This window comes from Shewanella sp. NKUCC01_JLK (assembly GCF_019345615.1).
Classification (GTDB): domain Bacteria; phylum Pseudomonadota; class Gammaproteobacteria; order Enterobacterales; family Shewanellaceae; genus Shewanella; species Shewanella oncorhynchi.
In genome coordinates this window covers 37,801-60,219 of record NZ_JAHKRD010000025.1, presented here as the reverse complement: position 1 = coordinate 60,219, position 22,419 = coordinate 37,801, and the positions used below count along the sequence as shown (strand labels likewise).

At 43.6% G+C, this 22,419-nt stretch carries 25 protein-coding genes; 24 read left to right on the top strand and 1 reads right to left on the bottom strand.

The genetic code is table 11. From position 1 onward, the window contains the following. Positions 1–1,280: 1,280 nt before the first annotated feature. Positions 1,281–1,925, top strand: coding sequence for a two component system response regulator (locus KO537_RS21740; RefSeq protein ID WP_131525039.1), 645 nt, complete (start codon positions 1,281–1,283; stop codon positions 1,923–1,925). 54 nt (positions 1,926–1,979) lie between these two features. On the opposite strand, the gene KO537_RS21735 is transcribed toward KO537_RS21740, so the two are convergent. Continuing rightward, positions 1,980–4,754: a two component system sensor kinase gene (locus KO537_RS21735; RefSeq protein WP_219235769.1), complete on the bottom strand. Its 2,775-nt coding sequence runs from the start codon at positions 4,752–4,754 to the stop codon at positions 1,980–1,982. Between the two features lie 254 nt (positions 4,755–5,008). On the opposite strand from KO537_RS21735, the gene KO537_RS21730 reads away from it, so the two are divergent. The 23 genes from KO537_RS21730 (at position 5,009) to KO537_RS21620 (ending at position 22,396) form a co-directional block, all read left to right on the top strand. Beyond that, positions 5,009–5,398, top strand: coding sequence for a hypothetical protein (locus KO537_RS21730; protein WP_247651579.1), 390 nt, complete (start codon positions 5,009–5,011; stop codon positions 5,396–5,398). Next, entirely contained in the window at positions 5,395–6,870 is a 1,476-nt protein-coding gene (locus KO537_RS21725; RefSeq protein WP_131525041.1) for an EscC/YscC/HrcC family type III secretion system outer membrane ring protein, read from the top strand. Before KO537_RS21730 ends, KO537_RS21725 begins: the two co-directional genes overlap by 4 nt. Position 6,871: 1 nt before the next feature. Beyond that, entirely contained in the window at positions 6,872–8,077 is a 1,206-nt protein-coding gene (gene sctD / locus KO537_RS21720) for a type III secretion system inner membrane ring subunit SctD (RefSeq protein WP_168826756.1), read from the top strand. An 8-nt stretch (positions 8,078–8,085) separates the two neighbouring features. Continuing rightward, complete coding sequence (locus tag KO537_RS21715) at positions 8,086–8,277, top strand: hypothetical protein (RefSeq protein WP_131525043.1); 192 nt, start codon at positions 8,086–8,088, stop codon at positions 8,275–8,277. Positions 8,278–8,381: 104 nt separating this feature from the next. Further along, positions 8,382–8,750 (top strand): hypothetical protein, encoded by a 369-nt coding sequence (locus tag KO537_RS21710; protein ID WP_168826759.1) that lies wholly within the window; start codon positions 8,382–8,384, stop codon positions 8,748–8,750. Between the two features lie 47 nt (positions 8,751–8,797). Further along, a complete protein-coding gene (locus KO537_RS21705) occupies positions 8,798–9,373 on the top strand; it encodes a secretion protein EspA (RefSeq protein WP_006081435.1) in 576 nt (191 codons plus the stop codon). A 37-nt stretch (positions 9,374–9,410) separates the two neighbouring features. Next, on the top strand, positions 9,411–10,211 hold the full coding sequence (locus KO537_RS21700) for a secretion protein EspA (RefSeq protein WP_168826761.1): 801 nt from the start codon (positions 9,411–9,413) through the stop codon (positions 10,209–10,211). A 10-nt stretch (positions 10,212–10,221) separates the two neighbouring features. Continuing rightward, complete coding sequence (locus KO537_RS21695; protein ID WP_028759293.1) at positions 10,222–10,692, top strand: SycD/LcrH family type III secretion system chaperone; 471 nt, start codon at positions 10,222–10,224, stop codon at positions 10,690–10,692. Next, positions 10,682–12,136 (top strand): type III secretion system translocon protein, encoded by a 1,455-nt coding sequence (locus KO537_RS21690; protein WP_168826763.1) that lies wholly within the window; start codon positions 10,682–10,684, stop codon positions 12,134–12,136. The genes KO537_RS21695 and KO537_RS21690 overlap by 11 nt, the downstream gene beginning before the upstream one ends. A 12-nt stretch (positions 12,137–12,148) precedes the next feature. Beyond that, entirely contained in the window at positions 12,149–12,751 is a 603-nt protein-coding gene (locus tag KO537_RS21685; RefSeq protein ID WP_028759295.1) for a pathogenicity island effector protein, read from the top strand. Positions 12,752–12,814: 63 nt separating this feature from the next. Then, on the top strand, positions 12,815–13,198 hold the full coding sequence (locus tag KO537_RS21680) for a secretion protein (protein WP_173246826.1): 384 nt from the start codon (positions 12,815–12,817) through the stop codon (positions 13,196–13,198). A 48-nt stretch (positions 13,199–13,246) separates the two neighbouring features. Then, on the top strand, positions 13,247–14,872 hold the full coding sequence (locus KO537_RS21675; RefSeq protein ID WP_173246823.1) for a hypothetical protein: 1,626 nt from the start codon (positions 13,247–13,249) through the stop codon (positions 14,870–14,872). A 207-nt stretch (positions 14,873–15,079) separates the two neighbouring features. Next, positions 15,080–15,559 carry a SycD/LcrH family type III secretion system chaperone gene (locus tag KO537_RS21670; protein ID WP_173246820.1) on the top strand — a complete coding sequence of 160 codons (480 nt, stop codon included), beginning with the start codon at positions 15,080–15,082 and terminating at the stop codon, positions 15,557–15,559. 47 nt (positions 15,560–15,606) lie between these two features. Then, on the top strand, positions 15,607–16,734 hold the full coding sequence (locus tag KO537_RS21665; RefSeq protein WP_173246817.1) for a hypothetical protein: 1,128 nt from the start codon (positions 15,607–15,609) through the stop codon (positions 16,732–16,734). Between the two features lie 39 nt (positions 16,735–16,773). Then, complete coding sequence (locus KO537_RS21660) at positions 16,774–17,475, top strand: hypothetical protein (protein WP_173246814.1); 702 nt, start codon at positions 16,774–16,776, stop codon at positions 17,473–17,475. 214 nt (positions 17,476–17,689) lie between these two features. Continuing rightward, positions 17,690–18,388, top strand: coding sequence for a helix-turn-helix domain-containing protein (locus KO537_RS21655; RefSeq protein WP_173246811.1), 699 nt, complete (start codon positions 17,690–17,692; stop codon positions 18,386–18,388). 9 nt (positions 18,389–18,397) lie between these two features. After that, complete coding sequence (gene sctF / locus KO537_RS21650; RefSeq protein WP_012197145.1) at positions 18,398–18,613, top strand: type III secretion system needle filament subunit SctF; 216 nt, start codon at positions 18,398–18,400, stop codon at positions 18,611–18,613. A 25-nt stretch (positions 18,614–18,638) separates the two neighbouring features. Continuing rightward, positions 18,639–18,953 (top strand): EscG/YscG/SsaH family type III secretion system needle protein co-chaperone, encoded by a 315-nt coding sequence (locus KO537_RS21645; protein ID WP_012197146.1) that lies wholly within the window; start codon positions 18,639–18,641, stop codon positions 18,951–18,953. Continuing rightward, positions 18,940–19,281, top strand: coding sequence for a type III secretion system inner rod subunit SctI (gene sctI, locus KO537_RS21640; RefSeq protein ID WP_131525054.1), 342 nt, complete (start codon positions 18,940–18,942; stop codon positions 19,279–19,281). The genes KO537_RS21645 and sctI overlap by 14 nt, the downstream gene beginning before the upstream one ends. After that, entirely contained in the window at positions 19,278–19,997 is a 720-nt protein-coding gene (sctJ, locus tag KO537_RS21635; protein WP_173246808.1) for a type III secretion inner membrane ring lipoprotein SctJ, read from the top strand. Before sctI ends, sctJ begins: the two co-directional genes overlap by 4 nt. A gap of 29 nt (positions 19,998–20,026) precedes the next feature. After that, positions 20,027–20,707: a type III secretion system domain-containing protein gene (locus KO537_RS21630; RefSeq protein ID WP_219235767.1), complete on the top strand. Its 681-nt coding sequence runs from the start codon at positions 20,027–20,029 to the stop codon at positions 20,705–20,707. Then, a complete protein-coding gene (locus tag KO537_RS21625) occupies positions 20,704–21,357 on the top strand; it encodes a type III secretion protein (RefSeq protein WP_012197150.1) in 654 nt (217 codons plus the stop codon). Before KO537_RS21630 ends, KO537_RS21625 begins: the two co-directional genes overlap by 4 nt. 10 nt (positions 21,358–21,367) lie before the next feature. Then, positions 21,368–22,396: a TyeA family type III secretion system gatekeeper subunit gene (locus tag KO537_RS21620; RefSeq protein WP_028761714.1), complete on the top strand. Its 1,029-nt coding sequence runs from the start codon at positions 21,368–21,370 to the stop codon at positions 22,394–22,396. Positions 22,397–22,419: the final 23 nt, after the last annotated feature.

Genomic DNA, 22,419 nt, shown 5'->3' with positions numbered 1-22,419 from the left:
GATTACCCCATATCAGCAGATAATTTGCTTTGTGCTGCGAAGAAACTAACTGAACTCTCATTAACTCATGGTTGTTGGGGTTATGAATTATGAGGGGATCCTACAGTGCTCTGCTTATATACCCTCTTTCGCGATTAACAGTGTATTAAAATGTAAGCTCTGGCTGTTCGGCTACTACACGTTTTTGCGAAGTTTTATTGATACAGTAGATTGCCTTGCTAAATCTTCAAGTGTTAATCATTGTGCTAGCAATGACTCTTGAGTTTCTTTAATTTTGGCCGTTTCCTCTACATCCTTTAATATTTTTCAGTTACTTAGGGTTTTCAGTGTGGTAGCGATTTTTAGTTATAGTATTAGCTTGGATCATTTTTATCTCCTCAAGTTAAATAAGTTGGCATCACAATATTACCTCAGAAAAAGAGTTATAAAGGTTTAAAGTTAAAGGTGAAAGCGTATCTATGATGAGTGTAATGATTCTATAAATACATCACTAAAACACTTTTCCTAAAACAGTAACTTGCTTTAACTCTTAGATGAATTGAACAAAAAATTGACCAGCTTGAAAGGTGTTAGAGTAATTAGACTGTACATGATAGATTAAAAAATTAATTTAATAATGGTTAAGGTGTAATGTTAATAGAGTTAATAGTTAGCTATTATATAACTCTCTTGGCTTTAATGGTTTATTTTATATCCAGGGTAAATGTTAATTGTCTTATTGTAAATAATTGCTGATTAATGTGAGAGTGAAGAGCTATAAGTAATGGGTAAGTCTGAACTTAGATGATTAACTACTAAAATATGATATGCCTAAACGACTGGCCATACGTTATAAAATTTATCAAATAGCAACTATTCTTTATTTTGGTTAAATGATTTATTGTTGAGTAACCCGATATAATTTTTTGCAAAAGCTTCTCTACCAACTATACTAAAGCCCAACCAGTAAAAATGTCGGCCATTACCATCAAGTGTTTTGTATCCGTTAAGGTACACATGTCCTTATATAGAAGAAGCTCTCAATCCTTCAGCAGCATCATTCCTTAAAGTTATGAAGGAAAACTGAGTTACCTGAGAGAGAAAAACTAATCTTGTTGCTATTCAATTTTTATTTTTATACATTAAACTTGCACCATGATTACTATTTTTGTATAACTATTTTAACTGATTAATTCATTATTTCTTAAATATTAAACGGGTTTTAATGCTGTTAAATCATTTTTTCATCGATGGTTTTAAAAACTTTTTATGATTTTGAGTATTAGAGTCTAGGGACGTATATGGCATTTAGTCATGGAAAAGTGATCAATATTTTAGTGGTCGATGATCATTCGTTGATTTTTGATGGATTAAGAGGCTGTTTAGCGCCTTATCCTGAACTTAATCTGATTGGCTCGGTTGAAGATGGGCTTGCGGTATACGAGAAATGCCTCAAACTCAGGCCAGATCTGGTCTTTATGGATCTTAAATTACCCGGAATGGGTGGATTGGACGTGATCCGTCAGCTAAGACAACGTTGGCCAGAGATGATGATTATTATGTTAACGGCGACGATTGAGGAAAAAAGTGCACGGGAAGCGCTTGATGTAGGCGCCAATGGCTATGTATTAAAAAATAGCCCTAAGAGCACACTATTAGCGGCAATTAAGTGTGTGAGTAAGGGCAAAAACTTTATCGATCCTAGTTTAGATGAGCAGCAAATAGCCGCTTTGAGTGGAGTGGTCGATGGGGATATCCCTTTGCTGACCCCCCGCGAGCAACAAGTGCTAAAACTGATCTGTGAGGGGCGCCGCAACCGTGATATTGCTGAAGATTTAGTGATTGGTTTAAAAACGGTAGAGACTCACAGAATGAATTTAATGCGCAAACTTAATGCGCATAACGTCGCCGAGTTAATGCATTGGGTGCAAAGACTCGGATTATAAAGATGGATGTGGCGCAAGCACAGTTTGTGCTGTGCTTGCACTTTTAGTCTAAGATCAACTTTCAGCGTCTAATGCCTGAATTAAATTATCGAGTGCGCTAAATTCTGCTTGGCTCAAACATTCTTTCGTTTCGAGTGCTACCTCTAAATCTGCCGCTTCATTTGCAATGTTTTTTTTACCTGCTAAGCCAGCGCTACCTTTGATGGTATGCAGTACATCACTCAATTCTTTCCAAGCTTGATTCTCTATATGTAACTTGGCCTGATGTGCCATATCTGCCAGATGCACGGCGAGTCTATGATTAAGATCTGTATGCGAAAAATCAATCATAGGCGCATCGATTTCATTGTTTATCACGAGCTGCATATCACGATCTAACTGCATATCAGCCGCGGCTTCGAGTGCATGGTTAAGTTGCTTCAATGACACTGGTTTGGTGATATAACTATTCATACCCGCGGATTCTATTGTGTCATGCTCTTTAGGATTGGCGTTGGCAGTGAGTGCAAAAATTGGGCAATCACCATCGAGAATATCTTCACTATTGCGCCATCGTTGCGTTGTTTGATAACCGTCGAGTCCTGGCATACGAATATCCATAAGGACAAGATCGAAGATATGTCGAGTCCCTTTTTCTAACGCGGCTTCACCACTGCTAACGGCAATGACTTGTTGTCCTAATTCAAGCAACATTTTACCTATGATATCGCGATTAGTTTCGACATCGTCGACTAAGAGGATCTTTAACCGCCAAGGGAGAAGTGTTGGGGTATGCTGACGTTGCTTATGTGGCAGGTTGTGGCGAATTTCAAAGAGCCTCTGCCATAAACGAGCCGGCAAGTGAGCCAGTTCAGGAGATGCTAATGCCGGATTATCCCCTTCAATGGGGCAAGCTCCCCAGAGTGTGAGTTGTGGATGTAATGCTAAAGGAGCGACAATCACCGTATTAGGCAAACATAGGGGCGCAGTTGGATCAACTAAGGGTAAATCGAGAATAAAGGTACTACCTTCGCCCAAAGTGCTAAACATTGTGAGTTTGCCTTTCATTTTGCTAGCGAGTTTAGCTGAGATAGGTAAACCAAGCCCTGTGCCCGATTTATGATGGCAAGTTTGTGCAAAAGGTTCAAAAATACGCTGCTGATCTTGAATAGCAACCCCCCCCCCCGTGTCTTCCACACTAAAATACAGATGCTGCTTAACCACTTCGATACGTAATAAAATCTGGCCAGCTTCGGTAAATTTAGCCGAATTACCGAGCAAGTTAACCAGAATTTGCCTGACACGCAGAGGATCCAGTAGTGCTTTCTCGGCGACATTAGCATTGACTAAGCATTTCAGGGTGATGGGCTTATTCACGATTCGAGATTGGATGGTGATCATTGCATCATCAGCCAACTTCAAAATGGGGTAAGACTGTAAGTTCATTTCAATTTGGTCGGCTTCTATACGGGAAAAATCCAACAAATTATTGATAATGGCGAGTAAAGAATTGGCACAATTATATGCGGTATCACGCAAATCCATTTGCTTAGGTGTCAGTTGGGTATTACGTAGTAATTCGAGCGACCCAGTAATACCATTCAATGGAGTTCGAATTTCGTGGCTGATAGTTGTTAGATGCTCGGTTTTACGTTCATTGGCCTTTTCTGCTTCTTGCTTAGCCAAGGCTAATTCATTGGTACGAAGGGTGACTTTTTGCTCTAACTCGTCATAGCTTTCTTTTACTGTATCGAGTAGATGGTTATAGGCTTTCGCAATTTGTCCCAGCTCGTCATTACGATCCTGTGGTAGTCGGTGTTCGAAGGTCGACTGACTGGCATTATTGATGATATTTACGAAGTTTCTCATAGGTTTGCTAAGGTTAATCTTTAATATATTCAGTAGGATAGTTGCTGTCAAAACTAAGACCAACAGAGCGCATGGCAGTTCTTTAAAAAAAGGTATTAACGCCATATCTTTAAGATAGACATCTGAAATTAACGTGATGTGCTGCCAGCCTGGCCCATGAATATGCTCTTTTATGACATAGTAATCGCCTAATGGGTGTGCGGTGTTCTTAGCATGTGGGTGGTCATGACTAAATTCATCTTTGAGTTTAACGAGTATCGACGGAGTTAAGGTTAAGGTAGATTTAGAAAATAACTCCCCCTTTGGTGTCATGAAAAAGCTAATGTCCCCAGGTCCTAATGCATTATTTAGTGACATTGCTGACGCTAAATTGATACTAAAACCGACTTGTGGGGATAGGGGATCCTGTGGGTCACTCGAGTAACTGAAACTTAAGTGGTAGTCTTCTGAATTCTTGTCCTTGAGCGGTGTTCCCCAACGATAACCTGTAGTCGACGCTTGTACTGAGAGCTGTTTTATCTCGCGTAGACGAATTTGAAAATATTCATCATTGGCATCGGATGCTGCATAAATCGTAATACCTTCGTTAGGTTTCAAGATGAAAGTATCTAAATATCTGTGTTGTCCAGCACTGCCAAATGTTTGCGCGACCCACATGGTCAAAGTATCGTCATGGCTTTTCGCTTGGAATGGAAAATAATGAGACACAATTTCCTGGTCATTCACTTTGTCTATTGAAGCGAACTGTTTGAGCTGTTTATCGAGCTGGCGCACATCATAACTGGCATCGGTGAAAAGTGTATTACTCACCTCGGCCCGTAATCCGCTGAGCTCACTAAAGGCAACTAAGGAGCGTTCGAGTGTATGGCTGAACGTGTTGTTATAGGATAGATATTCCATCATCAGCCATAGAGCTACGAGCACTGACATAAAGGAGACTGTGAGCTTAGTAACTAAGGAAAACTTCCATTGGATCTTCATCTATGTTCTCTGCTCATCTTATTTCGGCCTTTGTCAGTTAAAAATACGCTATTCATCTTGTTCTTGCATGAACTTCGAAATCCATTCGAACCATTTTCTCATCTTAACCACATTAACGGCCAGTGCTATCAGGTGAATAACTGAGGCTTGGTATTTTTCATCTACCTACCTTAAGTAGTTAAGGTGTTCACCTGATGGGCGCTAGGCTTAGACACTTACATACTGATCCCATGAAAGTGAAACAGGGTGTGAAAATGCTGACGAGATTGATTGAAAGTGGCTTCTTGGCTAGCCAAAACGTCGAAGGAAACACGACTTGGACCTTAGCCGAAAGACAAGCCCTCGTTCTCGAAACTGACACCTCTGTATCTATTGCAATAGTGCTAGCGATTTCGACCGATATTGCTGTGGATTGGCTAACACAAGCAACGCTCGCATTAGCCGCTAGTGATCACGCCTTAGATTGTGGCCTTCAGCTTAGAGGTGAACTCTGGTTGTTATGGCGTTATTACGATGAAATTCAAGATGATGAAGCTTTATCTCAAGGGATTGTCATGCAACTTGCTATAGCGAGGTTTCTCGAAAAGAGCCTGCTTAAACCTGTTGATAGCAATCGAGCTTCACTTATCGGGAGGACAGTATGAAAAAACTACTCAGTCTACTGTTACTTTGTCAGATTGGCCTAGTTCAGGCTGCACCACTGACAAACATTAAATGGCAAGGTGAACCCTTTGTAATGATCAGTCGAGGCACTGCGCTAGCCTCCGTCATCCAAGACTTTGCCAACAATTACGGCGTACCAGTCATTGTCAGTAACAAGGTCAACGACAACTATATCGGCCAAATCCAAGAACAAGATCCTAAATCCGTTATTCAAGATCTGACCCGTCGCTATGGCTTAGTTTGGTACTACAACAACGAAGTCTTATATGTTTACAAAGCCAGTGAAATTAATAGTGAAGTGCTACCGTTAACTAGCTTATCCGCGACTAAGGTCGACCATTACCTGCGCAGTGCAGGAGTGTTAGATAAGGGGGTCTGTAACATTAAATCTATGGCAGGGATCAGTGGCTTACAAGTCACAGGTGTACCCGAATGCATTAACAGTGTCACCAAACTTACGGCACAACTTGATGCCAATGCTAAACAAACCACAGAAAACCAAGAAACGGTTAAAGTCTATCCACTGAAATACGCATCTGCCACAGACTCTATTTATGAATATCGTAGCCAACCTGTGAGTATTCCAGGATTAGTTACAGTGCTAAAAGAAATGGATCAAGGTACACAAGTCGCCAATGCAGTGGCGGGTTCTGTGAGTAATATTAGCGGCCCAGTCTTTGCCGCTGATCCTCGTCAAAACGCCATCATAGTCCGTGGAAGTGCCCGTGATATGGCCACTTATGGCTCTTTGATAAGACAACTCGATACTAAGCCCACCATGATTGAAGTGTCTGTATCGATATTCGATGTGGACGCCTCTGACTTTAAACAGTTAGGCATAGATTGGTCGGCGTCAGCCAAATTAGGGGGTGGTTCAGTCAGTTTCAACAGTGGTGATAGCAGTGACAATTTTTCCACTGTCATAGGCAATACTGGCAACTTCATGATGCGCCTCAATGCACTAGAGAAGAACTCTAAGGCCAAAGTGCTCTCACGTCCCTCTGTGGTTACGTTAAACAATGTGCAAGCAGTACTCGATAAAAACGTGACATTTTACACTAAGTTGGAAGGAGATAAAGTCGCTAAATTAGAGTCAGTGACCACTGGTTCTCTATTACGAGTCACACCAAGATTGATTGATGAAGTAGGTCATCAGGCTGTGATGTTGGATCTCAATATTCAGGATGGTCAACAGAGCCAAGCAGTGAGCCGTAGTGAACCATTACCACAAGTGCAAAACTCCGAGATCTCGACTCAGGCGACGCTGAAATCGGGGGAGAGTCTGTTACTCGGCGGCTTCGTACAAGATAGAGATGAAACGACCCAGAACAAGATCCCGTTACTAGGCGATCTACCATTACTGGGCGGTTTGTTTAGAAGCACAGATCACCACACTCAAAGCGTGATGCGTCTGTTCCTGATCAAAGCGGAACCCGTTAACCAAGGAGATTAATATGTCTTCAGGATACAAGCTCTTATGGTTAAACGGTCCATTGCAAGGACGAGAGCTATCTTTGCCTCTTGGTAACTTAAGCATCGGACCCGATGGTGATGTGTTAGCCACACTTGAACACGTAGAACAAGTGGATTTATTGATCGATGAAGCGGGGGTTCGGCTGCAGTCTTGGGTACCGACTTGGATAGCTGGACAGCCTATAAGCGAAGTCAATATGTTGCCATTGGGGCAAGTTATTGAACTCGCTGGTGTGGGTATCCTCTTAGGCCATTGCACCGATGAATTACAGCAACAAGCAATACCATCACATTTTCAAACAAAGGCAAAGAAGTCGTGGTGGTTACTGGCGACAGTTTCAATGCTCTCTATGGTGCTATTAGCGACAGTGTTATTAGCTCCTGCAAAGATGCCTATCGCCGAGTTGACACAAGCACAATGGTTATCGCAGCAGTTGCAGACCGACGGTTTAAACGGAGTTCAAGCCCATTGGTCAAAAGATGGCGTGGTGACACTGAGCGGCTTTTGCCAAGATTCACAACGTATGGCGCAGTTTCTCGGTGATATCAAAGGACAAGGTATTTTATTTATAGAGCAGACCACTTGTGGCGATCAGTTGATACGTAATGTCAAAGATGTCTTAGTCCAAAATGGATTTGCCAATGCCCTTGTGACCTTAGGTAGTGAGCCCAGCAATGTCATTATCTCAGGCGCCATTCAGTCAGGGGAGCGCTGGGATAAAGCGGTGTCTAGCTTGAATAACCTGCCCGGACTTGTTAATTGGCAAGTTAGCAATCAGGTTGACAGTCAGCTCAAACCGTTAATCTCCGCATTGCGAAACAAAAATTTACTGGTTGGTCTCATGATAGAGCGGATCAATGATGCCATCGTCATGACAGGCAAAGTCAGTGAACAACAACAGCAACAGATTATGACTGTTGCGCAAGGATTAGAACCAACGCATGCCAATGGATTGAAGTTAGTATTTCAAAATATTCCAGTACAAAACGAACTTAATCATTTATTTAATGCTTCTGTGGTGACCTATGGTGGTAATGCTCAGTCTCCATTCATAGAGTTATCGAGTGGTGTTCGGTTATCAACGGGTAGCAAATTAGATAATGGTTATGTCGTGGAGTATATGAACATTCATGGATTAGATCTCAGTAGAGCCGGTGAGTTAATTCATGTACCACTTATTTTTTAGGAGGCATTATGTCAAGAATTACACAGCTTGAGGATGATATTAAATCACATAATTACAAACAGGAGGCTTACCATAATAGACTAGCTAAAATGCGCAGTAATATCTTATCTGGTAATAGTGGAACAATTCCATTGTTGGATGAAGCTATCAATGCGGCAGAAATAGTTATAGACACACTTTTTTCACGTTATAAAAAATAGCTTTAAATTTTAATCTGGTGGTTTGACCAGTTTTGTTTTATTCCCATCGTTTTTAGGTATCTTCAATACATAATAGTATTAATATATAAGTCAAGGGGTTAGTTATGGATATGTTCAGTGATATAAAATCAGTTATGCAAGATCTTCAGCAACGTAAAGCAGCACTTGGAGAACATATTAAAGAATTTCAAGCGCTACAAGAAGAAATAAATCTTCTAGTTGAACGTTCTGATAGGGATCCTGAAGCATTAGCTAAGCTGATTAAGTTAAAGAATGCATTCCCTGGTGGATTTGAATTACAGCAAAATACTGTTATGAATAAAGTCAGTGAATTGGAACATCATTTCAAAAGTCTCGAAACACAATTTAATTTGTTAGGTAAAATAGAATCTGGCGAAGTTGATAATGATATTGACTCAACTTCTAAAGAAAAGGTGATTGACAAGGTTAAAAAAGTTAGAAGTTATATGTAAGTTCAATAAAAATCATGCTTAATTTAAATAATCAATGAGGTGTTATTATGGATATTTCAAATGTAGGTAATCAAGGCACTAGCATTATTAACTCTCAACAACCTGAAAGTGTCAAAAATCAAATTGCTTCACGCGGTGATTCAGTACTCTCAGGGGGAATTGCAGTCTTATATATGTTTATGAATCTGCTTTCTGAATTAGCCGATGCCAAATACAGTCAAATGCAGCAAAAAGCTGATGTTTCTCGTCAAGCGCAAGATATGGCAAATCAGGTTGATGAGGTCATTGCAAACGTCTCCAAAGATGGTGATAAAGCCGTAGGTAAACTTCCTGATGATGTCGTGAAATACATGCATGACAATGGTTTCACCATAGATGGTATGACCATCGATAAGTACCTAGCCAAGAATGACCCCGACGGTAAAGGGTTAGATAAAGGTAAGTTACAGGCGGTGAAAGCGGCGTTGGAATCTGTATCTAACCGTGCCTCTGACTTCGTTTCACAATCTCAGCTACAGCTGCAAAAAATTATGCAGACTTACAACGTTACCGTCAGTTTATTAAATAGTATGCAAACCATGCTAGCGGAGATGAACAAGTCGATTGCACAAAACATTCGTTAATTTAGTGCGATATCGTTTTTTGTTGGAGGTCATCATTGTGGAAATTACAAATGTAGCAACTCAAGGTACCAGTATTACCAACAGTCAAGCGTCGGATGAGGTGAAAGCTCAGATAGCGTCTCGCGGAGATTCAGTGCTCTCTGGAGGTATTGCAGTACTGTATATGTTTATGAATTTGTTGTCAGAATTGGCCGATGCTAAGTATGGCCAAATGCAGCAAAAGGCCGATGTGTCGCGCCAAGCTCAAGACATGGCGAATCGCGTCGATGAGGCGATAGCTCAAGTCGCGAAGCAAGGGGATAAAGCCACGGTAAATCTGCCTGCTGATGTCGTTAAGTATATGAGTGACAATGGCTTTGAAGTTGATGGCATGAGTATCTCTGCTTATCTCAGTCACAATGATCCCTCCGCTGTTTATTTGAAAAAGTTACTAGACAAAATTGCCGCAGCTGGACCAGAAGGAATGCAATCGGCGAGTTGGCAAGATGTGATCAGTTATATGGATGAACACGGCATCAAGGTCGATGGTCAGCGTTGTTGTGATTATATCTGGGGTCTTCCCGAAGTCGGACAGCAATCATGGCAAAGCATCAGTAAGGTACATATGCAACAGATTGCCAATGCCCTTGGCGCTGCTGGAGGACTAGATAAAGGCAAGCTGCAAGCGGTGAAATCGGCTTTGGAATCGGTCTCAAATCGTGCCTCTGACTTTGTCTCCCAGTCACAATTGCAACTGCAGAAAATTATGCAGACCTATAACGTGACCGTCAGTTTACTCAATAGCATGCAGACCATGTTGGCCGAGATGAATAAATCCATCGCCCAAAATGTCCGTTAGGGAGTCAGTTATGAAACAGGAAGAATTTGAAGTAATTGAACACTTTCTGCAACGGGGAGGCTCACTGCGTATGTTGGCTGACGTCGAGCAAAGTGACTTGAATGTGTTGTACCAATACGCGTTGCAGTTAATGGCTTGCCGTGATCAACAGGGGGCGAAGCGGATCTTTTACCTCTTAATGCGCATAGACCAATGGAATTACGACTACTGCTTTTCTCTAGGGATATGCTGCCAGCAGTTACACGAACATGAAGAGGCCATTTTCTGTTTGGGCCGGGCAGGGATGATCAAAGTCGATAATCCGTTACCCGCTTATCATGCTGGTTTGAGTTACTTGGCGTTAGGTAACCATGATTATGCCCAGAGAAGCTTTAACGCCAGTCTACGTTGGTGTGAAGGCCACCCCGAGAGCACAGGGATTGCCGCCAGTGCACAGCGCGGGCTAGCCACACTCGCTAAGGAGAATTCCCATGTCAATTAACAGTGTGACAGAAAGAGGCCCTGAGAATGTGTCGGCCAATTATGCTAGCGCCCAGGCGCATGCTGTTAGCAAAGCAAGTTTGCCCGACTGGTCCATGCCTGTGACGCTCACTCAAACTGAGCATAAAGATCAGCATCAAGGTCCAGTCACAATGAAAGATGCACAAAGGGCATTGCAGCGTATTTTAACGCCCTTTTTTACCCCAGATCCTAAGACGGGCACTGTTGGTGGATTGGGATCATTGAATTCATTAGAAAAAGCGTCCATGGATTCCATGGTCATGATGGCTGCGAATCTCAGTATTTCGACCTTCGCAGACACAGCAAGCTCGGCCATGAAAGCTAGCAAGATAATGACCGATACTCAAGAGTTCCTGCGCGATAAAAAGGTGAAGGAATATCAAGAGCAACTGGCAAAAGCCATCGAGCAAGCTGATAAGGCCCACAAGGGTGGAATTTTCGGAGCCATTTTCGACTGGATTGTCGGAGCGGTTGAGGCCATTTACGGTGTAATTAAGTTGGTCGAAGGCGCCTTACGCTGTGCGGTTGGTGATGTTGCGGGGGGCGCATTAGAAATTGCCGGAGGTGCTGCCTATCTCGCTGCAGGGGTTGCTGGCATGGTTAAAGCCGCGGCAGAAACCGCCATCTTATGTGGGGCAGATAAAGATAAATGCCAGAGCGTAATTGATGTGGCAGGCAAAGTGCAATTAGGTTGCGAAATAGTGGGCATGGCACTGGATATCTTCCAAGCAGGGCGGGCAATTTCAGCGACACGTTCAATTGCCAAAGGTACAGAAACGGCGATGAAGGAAGCGGCTCCTAAACTCGTTGATGGTATTACTAAAGGTTCTACCGAAGCGGTCACTAATGTCGCGAAAGAAGTTGGTAAGCAAGTTGCTGAACAAGTTACTGACCAAGTTATGGCCAACTTAGGCAAGGGTTTAAAAGAAGCCGCTGAACAGGGTGGACGTAAACTTGCCAGCGGTCTGATGGATGCCTTCAGTAAAGAGGCGATTGAGCAACTCGTGACTCGATCTGTCGAAGAAGTCGGCAAACAGGCTATTAAGAAAGGCGTCCAGGTCACTGCCGAGGAAATCACTAAGCAAGTGGTGAAAGAGGTTAGCCATGAAGTGATTAAAACGGCAATCAAGGCATGTACTTTTACGACCTTAGATGTGATCCGTGCGACCGCTGGTGCAGGAAAAGCGATTACCGATGGCAGCATAGCCGTTGAGAAAGCCAAACTGCAAAAGCAAATTGAAGAACTGATTTTAAAACAGAATTTCTTAGAGTTTTGCTACGAGTGGTACGACAAAGCTAAAGAACAGCAAATGAAAACTGTAAAAGATCTGATTGAAAAACAAGGCGACAGCTTAGACGGTGCCAGTAAGGCGATCAGTCAGAGTGGCGCACTACAAGCCCGTATCGCAGGTTCAACAGTATAAGTGAGGTTTACCATGACAGATATCAACATTATTTCGGGCCAAGGCCACACTCCAGCGCCCGTTAACACAGACAAGACTGATCAACTGAATGACAACTGTGCCAGTGACGGTATGGATGCTATCTCGCAAATTAATGATCTTATGCTGAAATTGGCCGAGATGTTTAAAAAATTACGCAACGTATTACAGGACTACAACGTTAAGCAGCAACAACTCGGTTGGGACGTACAAATTGCCTCTATGGACGATAAACGTTCCGCCATTGATAAGGCCTGCGAAGCGAGTATCTGGACTGGTGTATTAGAAATCGCCGGAGGCGTGATAGGTATGGCAGGGGTTGGGTTATCGGGCAAGTTTGGCGATGCTGCGACTCACATGAGTGGGGCGTTTAGCAAAGGGATTGAAGGCACAGGCAAAGTGGTCGGTGCCAATATAAGCAAAGAGGCTGAACTAGAGCGCACTATCGGTGATTTTAAGGCGAGTAACGCCCAGAGCTATATCAAGGGTGTTAATGATCTGAATGATAAAGCAAAGCAAATTTCAGAGCAGATGCGCTCCTTGATCAAAGAGCTCGTCGAATTGCACGGCCGCATTAGCTCGGCAGTACATAACTAGCAGTGCTTCTATTCAACATCATTAAGTGTTAGGTCGAACCGGCCTAACACTAAGGAGATCAATATGGATAGTGTAAGTCAATATCTTGCCCGTCAAGGGGTGACAGTCAGTCCTGCTTATTTTGAAAACAGCCAGTTTGAATGGGGAAAATGTTGGGATAGTCCCCATTGGTCGATGGTGTATCGCGTCGACGAAAACACCCTGACCATTTGTGACTTTTGCAGTAAAGGCAATACTTCGGGGGTCAGCAGTGCGGTTTTACAGTTAGTGGAACAATTACGTGATTTAAGGCGAAGTCTGCCGGATATTCAGCAGATCCGCGGCATGGTAATCCATGATGCAGGTAGGCCTGCACAACGTCTCGCTCGTCAGGCACTGAGAGAGGTATTGCTCAAACAAGGCGCCAAGGAAGTTAATCAGAATGGCGAGACTTGGTTGGTGTACTAGGGCAAACAAAAGCCGTTCATGAGCATGGTCAATTAAGAGGTAAAGATTATGACTGTCGAAGTCGCATTAGGTAGTCAACATACCTATCACTTTAACGAGAGCCGCTTAGAGCGGGTTCTCACCGCCAACACTTTAGATGAAGCGGGGAAAATGGGCTTACTGGACAAAATTCTTGATTGGTTTCGTGGTGGCGTGAAACTCGAAGCGATACAAGCTTTATATCAGCAAGTAACCCAGCCTGGCGTGCTCACTCCTTCCCAAGTGGCACAAAGGTTTTGTGCATTACGTAATTTAGCGGTCGATCAACATCAAACCAAATTTAAATTAGCTCTAGGCGACAATGGTGAGCAATGGCGTATGTTGCTAAGTATTGGTGGCCGTACAATTTATCAAACGGATAACCGCGATATAGACACACATTTCTATCAAGTTGCCGCAGTGAAAACCACAATAACGGCCAGTGATGACTTGCGAAAAATGGCCTCTTCACTCACGCTGGAAAAGTATATTGAAGGCAATATTCAATGTATGTCTGACAATCAAGTTGTACAACAAGCCTTACGAAATAGCTTGACAGATCCTCGCTTTAGCAGTGAAAAGTTTACTGGAATTCTCCCTAATGATAGCGAAGCTGCGACCTTTGTCGCTCAATTTGGCGATCTTCAGTGGACCTTCTCTAATCGCGCTGAAACAAATGGTGAATTTCGCGGCGGTTTACTTAAAAATGCTTTATCTTCAAATGATTATAAAAATATTGGCGACTTGGTGGCTAAAGGTTTTATGAGCTGTGAGGATAATTTTCTGCGTTATGCCGTCACACCATCTCGTTACGAATTACTTAATTACGTTACTGCTCATGGCATGGAGGATGAAGGGCTAATACGAGTGCTATATCAGGCCAAAGTAGGTAATACCAATTTAGGGGCTCTTTATGGTTTACCCGCCCCCAAAGATGCACCGCAACTAGACAATTTCGATGATTTTGTTTTATGTGATGAGAATATTAATCTTGGCGAATCCCAAGCGGATGTTTATGCCGATGAAGCTACATTCTACCAAGGTATAGGGCAGCACCAAACCACCACCATAGGTGATAACTGTTATAAATTACTTCAGTTGGATATCAATGAAGGCCTGCATTATCTCGCGACTAAAGCTAACCCGTATAAATTTCACGGAGGCATGCAGAACGCGTTCGATTACCTTGTTGGACGCAACTCAGGTGCGATTGCATTACGTAATTGTATAACATGCGCTAAGGCTGTCGATGTCAATATGGGACTCATGTTGGCTCGACAAAATGATAGCGTCGTTCCGCTCAAGTTTTGGGAAGCGATAGACACGAGAGCGGGTGTTATCAGTCAAGTTACGGCTCAGAGCCAAACGATAGGGTTATCGCCTGAACAGTCTGTCTCATCGTTATTATTTAGCGCCTTGCCTCAAGGAAAGCGAGCCATAGTCACTGTCCCTGTCAGTGGGGGAAAAGATTCCCATGCCATGAATTTTTTTCACTTCGATTCGGGTAAATGTTTTTTGGTCGATGGACAAAATGGTAAAAGCTATGATCTTCAGCACCCTGAGGATCGCACCGCGTTAGATAGCCAATATAATGCTCAGGGCCGAGACCTAGCACCTATCACACTCCATACCACAGGAGACTTGCCGAAACTTTAAGTAGATAAGGCATTCAATCGGATAGTTTACGATTTTCTCGTTATTCAGATACAGGATAGCAATCCGATTTAAGACACTTATTCGTGAACATTTACCTAGCCAAAAACGAATGAGCATCATCTTTTTTTCATACTAATGGATAGATTTTCGCATTGTCGAGTGGATCCCCGTAAATGCATTTAAATTGAACCGCTAAAGGCACCTCAAATGATAAATAAAGAGATTGAATTAGATTTTGAAAAGCTTGAAGCAGCCTGCAAGTTAGCCTTAGTCGAACAACAGACCTTAGCTGAGCAAGCTGGCTTAACGAGTCAAGATCTCGAGCTAATTTACCTATCAGGTACGAGTAAATATCAGGCAGGCTTACCCGCAGAAGCGATTGTCGATTTTACCTATTTGGTCATGCATCAGCCTTGGGATAGACGTTTTCATCTTGGACTGGGGTCTTGCCTACATTGGCTAGGTGAATACCAGCATGCCTTGACCTTCTATGGTTATGCACTCGTGATGGATGCCTGCTCTCCCGACGCGAGTTTCCGCATTGCGCAGTGCTTTCTGAGCTTAGATGATGACGCCTCGGCAATCGAAGCGTTACAGATGGCTATCTCACAGAGCTACAGTAAGCCAGAGCACCATTTTGTGGGGGAGCAAGCACAGCAATTGCTTAGTGCTCTCAATAATCAATAGACAATAGGATTTGCAATCTTCATTTATATTATTGAAAGAGGTTTATTATGAATGAGTTAACACATGTTCCTTTATCATCCCCGACTTTAAGTAGTTTAGATTTAGTCAGTTCGGCCCGCGCCTTGTTAAAAACACAATTAGGCAGTTTTGATCCCAAACAAGTGCCCCTGAGCTCTGAAGTCGACGGTAAGGTCACTGATATTCAATCCAAGGCACAACTGACTCGGGATGAAGCTAAAGTGGCTGCCGATGAGGCTAAAAAAGTGGGGGTAGATCTGGCCAAGTCCGGCTTTTTTAGTAAGCTCGCTTCGGTGGCTTTTGCTGGTATTGCGCTTGGCGTGTCTATCGCTGCCACAATACTCACGGGGGGCGCAGGGGTTCCCTTATTGATAGCCTCTGGCGTTGCTTTTACCTTAGCGGTCGCCGACGCGGGTTGTGCTTTTGCTGACTGGCGCAGTAAAGCGGCTGGGGGAGAAGGACTCGCCATGGGCAGCGATTCCATTGCTAATGCGCTAAATATCTTGTTAAGCAAGATGGGGGTAAATGATGATAGAGCACAGTGGTGGGGCAAAGCCGTTTCCATTAGCTCAAGAGTTGCGCTAGCAGTAGGCACTTTATGGAGTGCGGTGGTATCTCCTCCCTCTCTTCCCGCGCATATTGCTGGCACAGTTAATATGGTGAATATGGCCCGTAGAAGCGCCGAACCTGTCGTAGAAGGGGTTATCGGTTTAGTGAACCATACCTCGACCAAGGTACTGGATAAGTTAAAAGGTACTTCTCAAAATAAATCATTCGAAGCAGAAGTGTCTAGCGTAAAAGCATACCTACTGCGTCAGTTACAAGCCTCTGTCCTTACACAGCAAGGTAATATGAAACTCAGTGAGGTGCAGTTAGCACTGAAAGAGAGCCAAGCCAATGAAAAAACGGCACAATTTGATGCCGAAATCCGTATGAAACAGAGTGAGCGATTCAGAGGAACTAATCAAACATTACAGCAACAACTTGCAGAGAAAGAGGGATTGCTACTGCAGAGTCAAAATCAATTTGAGCAACTACAGTCACGCTTCGATAAATCCAACGTTCAACTATCAGGCGTGATGCAGCAGCTACAAATGCTACAGCAGCAATTGGCAGCATTACAGCCTGCGAGAGCTAGAAATAATAGCTTTAGCTAAATCAATAACAGTCCTTAAACAATATAGCGAGGAGACAATATGTTAAGCAGTAACGCCTTTAACGCTAGCATAGCGACTGGGTTAGGCCGTTTTTCTCCCTCAGAGAACGCAAGGCAAGCAATTCGGTTATCGCCAGATCAAGCGATAACTCAAAGACAAGCGATTAAAGACCAACACATTACGCAATTATCTGATGCACTATGGCTTAGCAGAGACGGGGATACTGTGGTGGCAAAAGCATGTAAATCCGCGTTTAATGCCCTGGGAACGCAAGCTGATAAGCAAGATGCCGCTAAGCAGCACATCTTATGCTATGCAGCCCTAAAGTTAGACAAATTGATCCAGCATGGCAGTTATCTTGCGAGTCCTAAGGTGAACAAACAGGTACTGGCTGATATCGCTACTATGCTCGAAATCGATAGACACGGTGCAGGCAAGAGTGCCCTTGAGAGCGCTGCAAGGGTCCTAGTCGATAGAGTACATCTCGATCGAGTAGAACACGTAGATCCCGCAATAATGACCGCAGTTAGAGATAGATTAGTCTTAAAAACACTCCATTGTTTGACCGAGAAAATGAATCGGGTCGTCGATAAACATATTGAAAAAAAGGGGTTATACGGAAAAGAGGGCCATAGTTTCAGTTCTGCACAAATTGACCATAAAGTGTATGACCTCCTGCTAATTCATAAACAAGTTCAACGGGGTCAAGATCTTAATGCATTACGCAGTGGCTTAGTCTGAGTCATTACGGACCGTCAGCAAGGATGCTGGCTAGTGTATCAATCGTTTTCTTTTTCAGTCGTTCCTTCGATTCTTATCCCACGGGTTAGTTTCTCATAAGTCGTTGTTGACGCAGCTGCATTTAAGCGAATTCAGATCTCAGGTTAACACCTGATGTCAACCTATCCGCTCGCGTTTCACAATGAATCATAGTTTGCAGTAAGGGTTAATCCATATGAGTGCAATACAAATAATTTTGTTTCGACAGCCAGGGAAAATCCACTATCAGGGTGAAAATCTAGCGGTCGGCAGTAATCAGTTAGTTGTAACCACTGAGGAGGCAACAGCTTCTGCTTTGAGTCGTGACAATTGGATGAGCATCTTTTGTTATCCAGGTGAGCTACACGCATTATTTCACGAAATTGCCGATCTGATTGGCCCGAGTGCTGAGATGAATCGATTTCAACCTGAATCAACAAAAATACTCCCTGTATTTGATGAGTTAAGCAATGTCATAGAACAGTTGAAAGGTAATCATAATTTATTGATTAAGTTTATTTTTATGTACTGTCTTGGCATGGATAACCGTTACTTTTCCGGTTTAATGCGTTACTTCTTAGCCCATAACGACAAGATGCTGAGCTATCTTGAGGGCAATTTTATGCAACCTTGGCCAGTCACACGCTTTGCCGAAAATTTAGGCATTGAAGTACGCCGACTCAATTTCTTGTTTTATAAAAACTATGGTGTATCGGCAAAGCAATGGTTGTTAGAACGGCGCTTAAGTTATGCCCGTCAGCAACTTATGGTGACTGAGAAAAAAGTCGCCGATATTGCCTTAGATAGTGGTTTTAGTAATCACGCACATTTTACCGAATCGTTTAAGAAACGTTATTTATGCAGCCCAACCGTACTGCGTGCAACCTTTGTATAAGGAGGTCCCATGGACTTAAGTGCCATAGTTAATCAATTGTCTCAGCTATCGACGCGCTCAGCTCAAGAGGTACAGGCCAAGATGTCTGCAGGCGATTTGACCGATCCCGACAAGATGATCAAAGCCCAATTTGCCATGCAGCAATACTCTAACTTTGTCGGCTATGAGAGTGCCATGATAAAAGCGATTAAAGACATGATCCAAGGGATCATTTCTAAGATTTAACCCCCTTCGATTGCAAGGATAAATTATGTTAACCAGTGCCGATAAACAACTGTTAGTAGAGGCTGCCATTGCCGCCTCAAACCATGGTCTAACATCGCAAGCCTATGCTTTGCTAGCCATTTTTCCTCAACTGATTAGCGATGATGAAGACAGACATATTTGTGCCAGCCTTATTTACTTTGGTTTAAATGAAAATACTAAAGCATTAAGGGAATTAGCTTCTTGTCAGACTGAAGCAGCCCAAGGATTAAGGTTTTTATTTTCAGGTTCAGGCCCAACAGCTGGGCGGAGTGAAATTATTTCACAGATGTTACGTGGAGGTTCCAATGGAAATTCATAGCCTAAGTCAGCTTGCTAAAGTCACCCAGCAAGCCAGCAAAACTACAGAAGCAGACCCTAACTTAGCAAGCCAGTTTTCACAATTAATGCAATTAGGGGGATCGGATATAAGTCAGGCGGTTAACATAGCAACTCAGCCACAGGCTTCGGGTTCATTACAAGGTGTGATACAGAGTGCTGAAAGTCACGGAGTCGGCCACTCACCCTCTCCAGAGGCCATGTTAGGCGGACAGCTCTTGATGGGTAAAGCCATCGTTGAGGTCGATTTGGCGGCAAAGACTGCGGGCGCCGTCTCCCAATCCATAAACAAATTGGTGAATATGCAATGAAATATTCTAAATGGTCAATATTGTTGCTCGTCTTCGCATTGACTGGATGCAAAGTCGATCTCTATCGAGATCTTCCACAAGATGAAGCGAATCAAATGGTCGCCCTGTTGATGCTTAATCACATAGATGCCAGTGCTGAAGCGGATCAAAAATCAGGTAATGTGTCCTTAAAAATAGATAAAGATCAATTTATCAATGCCGTTGAATTACTGAGGCAAAATGGCTTTCCTAAACCTCATTATGCCAATATCGAGGATTTGTTCCCTTCGGGTCAGTTAGTGACTTCACCCGCCCAAGAGGAAGCGAAAATGGGTTATCTAAAAGAGCAACAACTTGAGCGTACCTTGTCGAGTATGGATGGGGTGATTAGCGCTAGGGTGTCTATTGCTGAACCAGCACCCGACTCAGGGCGTCAGATTGCACAGACTAAGTCGGCCTCCGTATACATTAAATATTCACCTCAGGCTAACTTAACAAATACGGAAAATCAGATTAAGAGCTTAGTGCAGAATGCCGTTCCAGGACTGAGTTACGATAATATCAGTGTCTTTTTGCAAGCTGCGAGTTATCGCTATCAAGCAATTACCCAGCCCACTAGCAGTAGTTCATCTCAATTTTTAGCCCAGGTCGAAGCGTACAAGTTACCATTAGTGATCAGCTTATCTGGAATAATGCTACTCAGCATAGGCGGTATGTGGTGGATGAGACGTAAGTAACCATAACAATTGTTGTTTCTGGAGGAACTATGGAGGACTTGACCCCTAATCAACCACTAATACGGGTCGAAGCTACTGGCCAAAATAAGTTAAATCGAGTTGTATCACCAGCATTATTGGCCTTCAATCGTCTCGTTTGGCAACCTGTTGCGACTATGCATCCGAGCTGGTGGCAAGAATTACAATTAACTCTTTGGCAGGCACAGTATCAAGCGGGTACCCGATTAGCGCAGCGAATCGAAGCAGTTGTGGTTTCCCGTTATGGTTTGGCAGGTCAAGATTTACCAAAGGAATTTAATGAGCTCGAGGCTAACCTGTTAGCCTGCCGGCATAAACTCAGTGCCATAGTGACGGCGTTGGGGCTCTTTCTCCTCAACCGCCCTGATTATGTGTCATTACGTGAATATCGTGATGCCTTGCATCAAGAGTTAAGCCACGCACAAATTCAACAAATTTGGAATTTGTGGCCCCAGAGGCCCCAACTTACAACATATGCCTATCGAGACGAAGTGACTGCGACAGAGTTAGTTGGCGTAGCCCAGACCTGCGCTATTAACCTGATAGGACAATTATGGGGAAACAAACCGTTCTGGCGGGCATTAGCCTTGACCTTACCTGTGCAAGCAACATTGCCATGTAAAGCGGACTCCCTAGCACCTATTTCCTTAGATATTCCTCGCTGGTTAATGAGATTGGAGCGACTACTATGAACCCATTTTTAATTGAGGTACGCCCTTGCGAGCTCCGTCGTGAAGGCCATCATTTGATCAGCGCCACAGCGTTACATCGGGCGAGTGAGTTAGCGGATATGGAACACTTAGTTCGTACGCGAATTGCCAAAGCACTCAAAAAAGCCCGCCGTCAACGCGATGCCGCGCAAACTCGTAGTGAGCAGATACTAGAGCAAGCACAACAGGATGCCCAAGCGCTTAGCGCACAGTGGCAACAGCAAGCTAAAGCTGTGGCCATCGATGAGGCCATTAGCTGGCATTATAACGAAGCCCAGTTAATTCAATCGCTTACCGATAAATTACATGCCAATATTGCCGAGCAAATTAAAAAAGTGCTGACGACTTGGATGCAAGAACATGAGTTGTCTGCATTTCTAATCAAACGGTTATCCGATCAAGTCTGTGAACGAGTAGGGCAAGGTGCCTTAACACTGCTGGTTTCAAATGATGATTTTGCCGCGCTAGCCAAGGCATTCGATGGCCGTATGACAGTGCAAGTATCAGCGGAGTTAGTCTCTGGGCAGGCCGAATTAAGTTCTTCGACTATGACAGCTAAAATTGATCTTAATGAACACTTACAGCAATTACTGGCGGCGTTTGTCCCCGAACCATTAAAGGGCGTTGGCTAAGGAGCTTATTATGGTGCGTATCGATGGTGCCAACGCAGTGGATTTTCATAACACAGCGAGTGTTAACGAAACCCATGGACAAGTGTTTCCGGCAAACAATGTAACAGACATGGCGGCCGCAGAATTAGCGGAAGTGCGTTCTGAAGCATTGGAAGAGACCATGGAAGGATTAAGTCTCGGATTAAGCAGCCATTTGAAAAAGTTAACCTCAGGTAAAGAGCCAACTGATCCCCGATTTACAGCACTCGAGCAGTTACTGCAACAACTGGGAGACACGCAAGCAAGCACAGTCAATAAACTGGCCGAACAGTTTGCGAGCTTAGGCGATGGTGATGAGATCCTTTCGCAACTTAAACAATTGGGTTTAGACAGCGGTAACATGATGCTATTAATGATGGCGCTAGTCATGTCAGGAAAATTAGGTCAATCCGCCCATAATAAGCTACGCAAATTACTGACAGAATTACTCTCGCAAGAAGGAGCTGAAATAGCATTATTTGCCGCCCTTGAAGGCGTTGCACTCGATCATGCTGGTCTGCAAGCCTTGCAACAACTTTATCAACAAGCGGTTCGAGGCGATGCCGGCCTAGCCAAATGGTTTGAATTACTTCAGCATCTTCCTGACCGCCGTAAGCGGATCCGTGTGTTGCTTAGAGCACTATCTGAACCTCTGAGCGATCAGCACAGCGGGAGAAACATGGTCAAAATAGCTGCAGCGGTAGATGACTTACGTCGATTGCTTATTTTTCTTACGATAGAGGAACATTGCTATATGCTCGCCCGTGCGACTCAGCTTGATGGTGAACAAGTGTTAAAAGTCACGTTACAACTGACAGAACAAGCTTGGGTGTATCCCCAATGGATAGATGAACAAATACGATTATTACCTTTAATGCCCGCAAGACGATTGGGATTTCTGCGGCGCTGGCGGGAACTGCTGAGTATTATTCCTCTGGCATGTTTTCGCGATCCAGAACAGAAAGAACATATTGAAGAGGCCATGTTGGGCTTACTCGATGACTGGTGTGATCAGGAATAATGAGCATCTGCTAATGTTAGCGT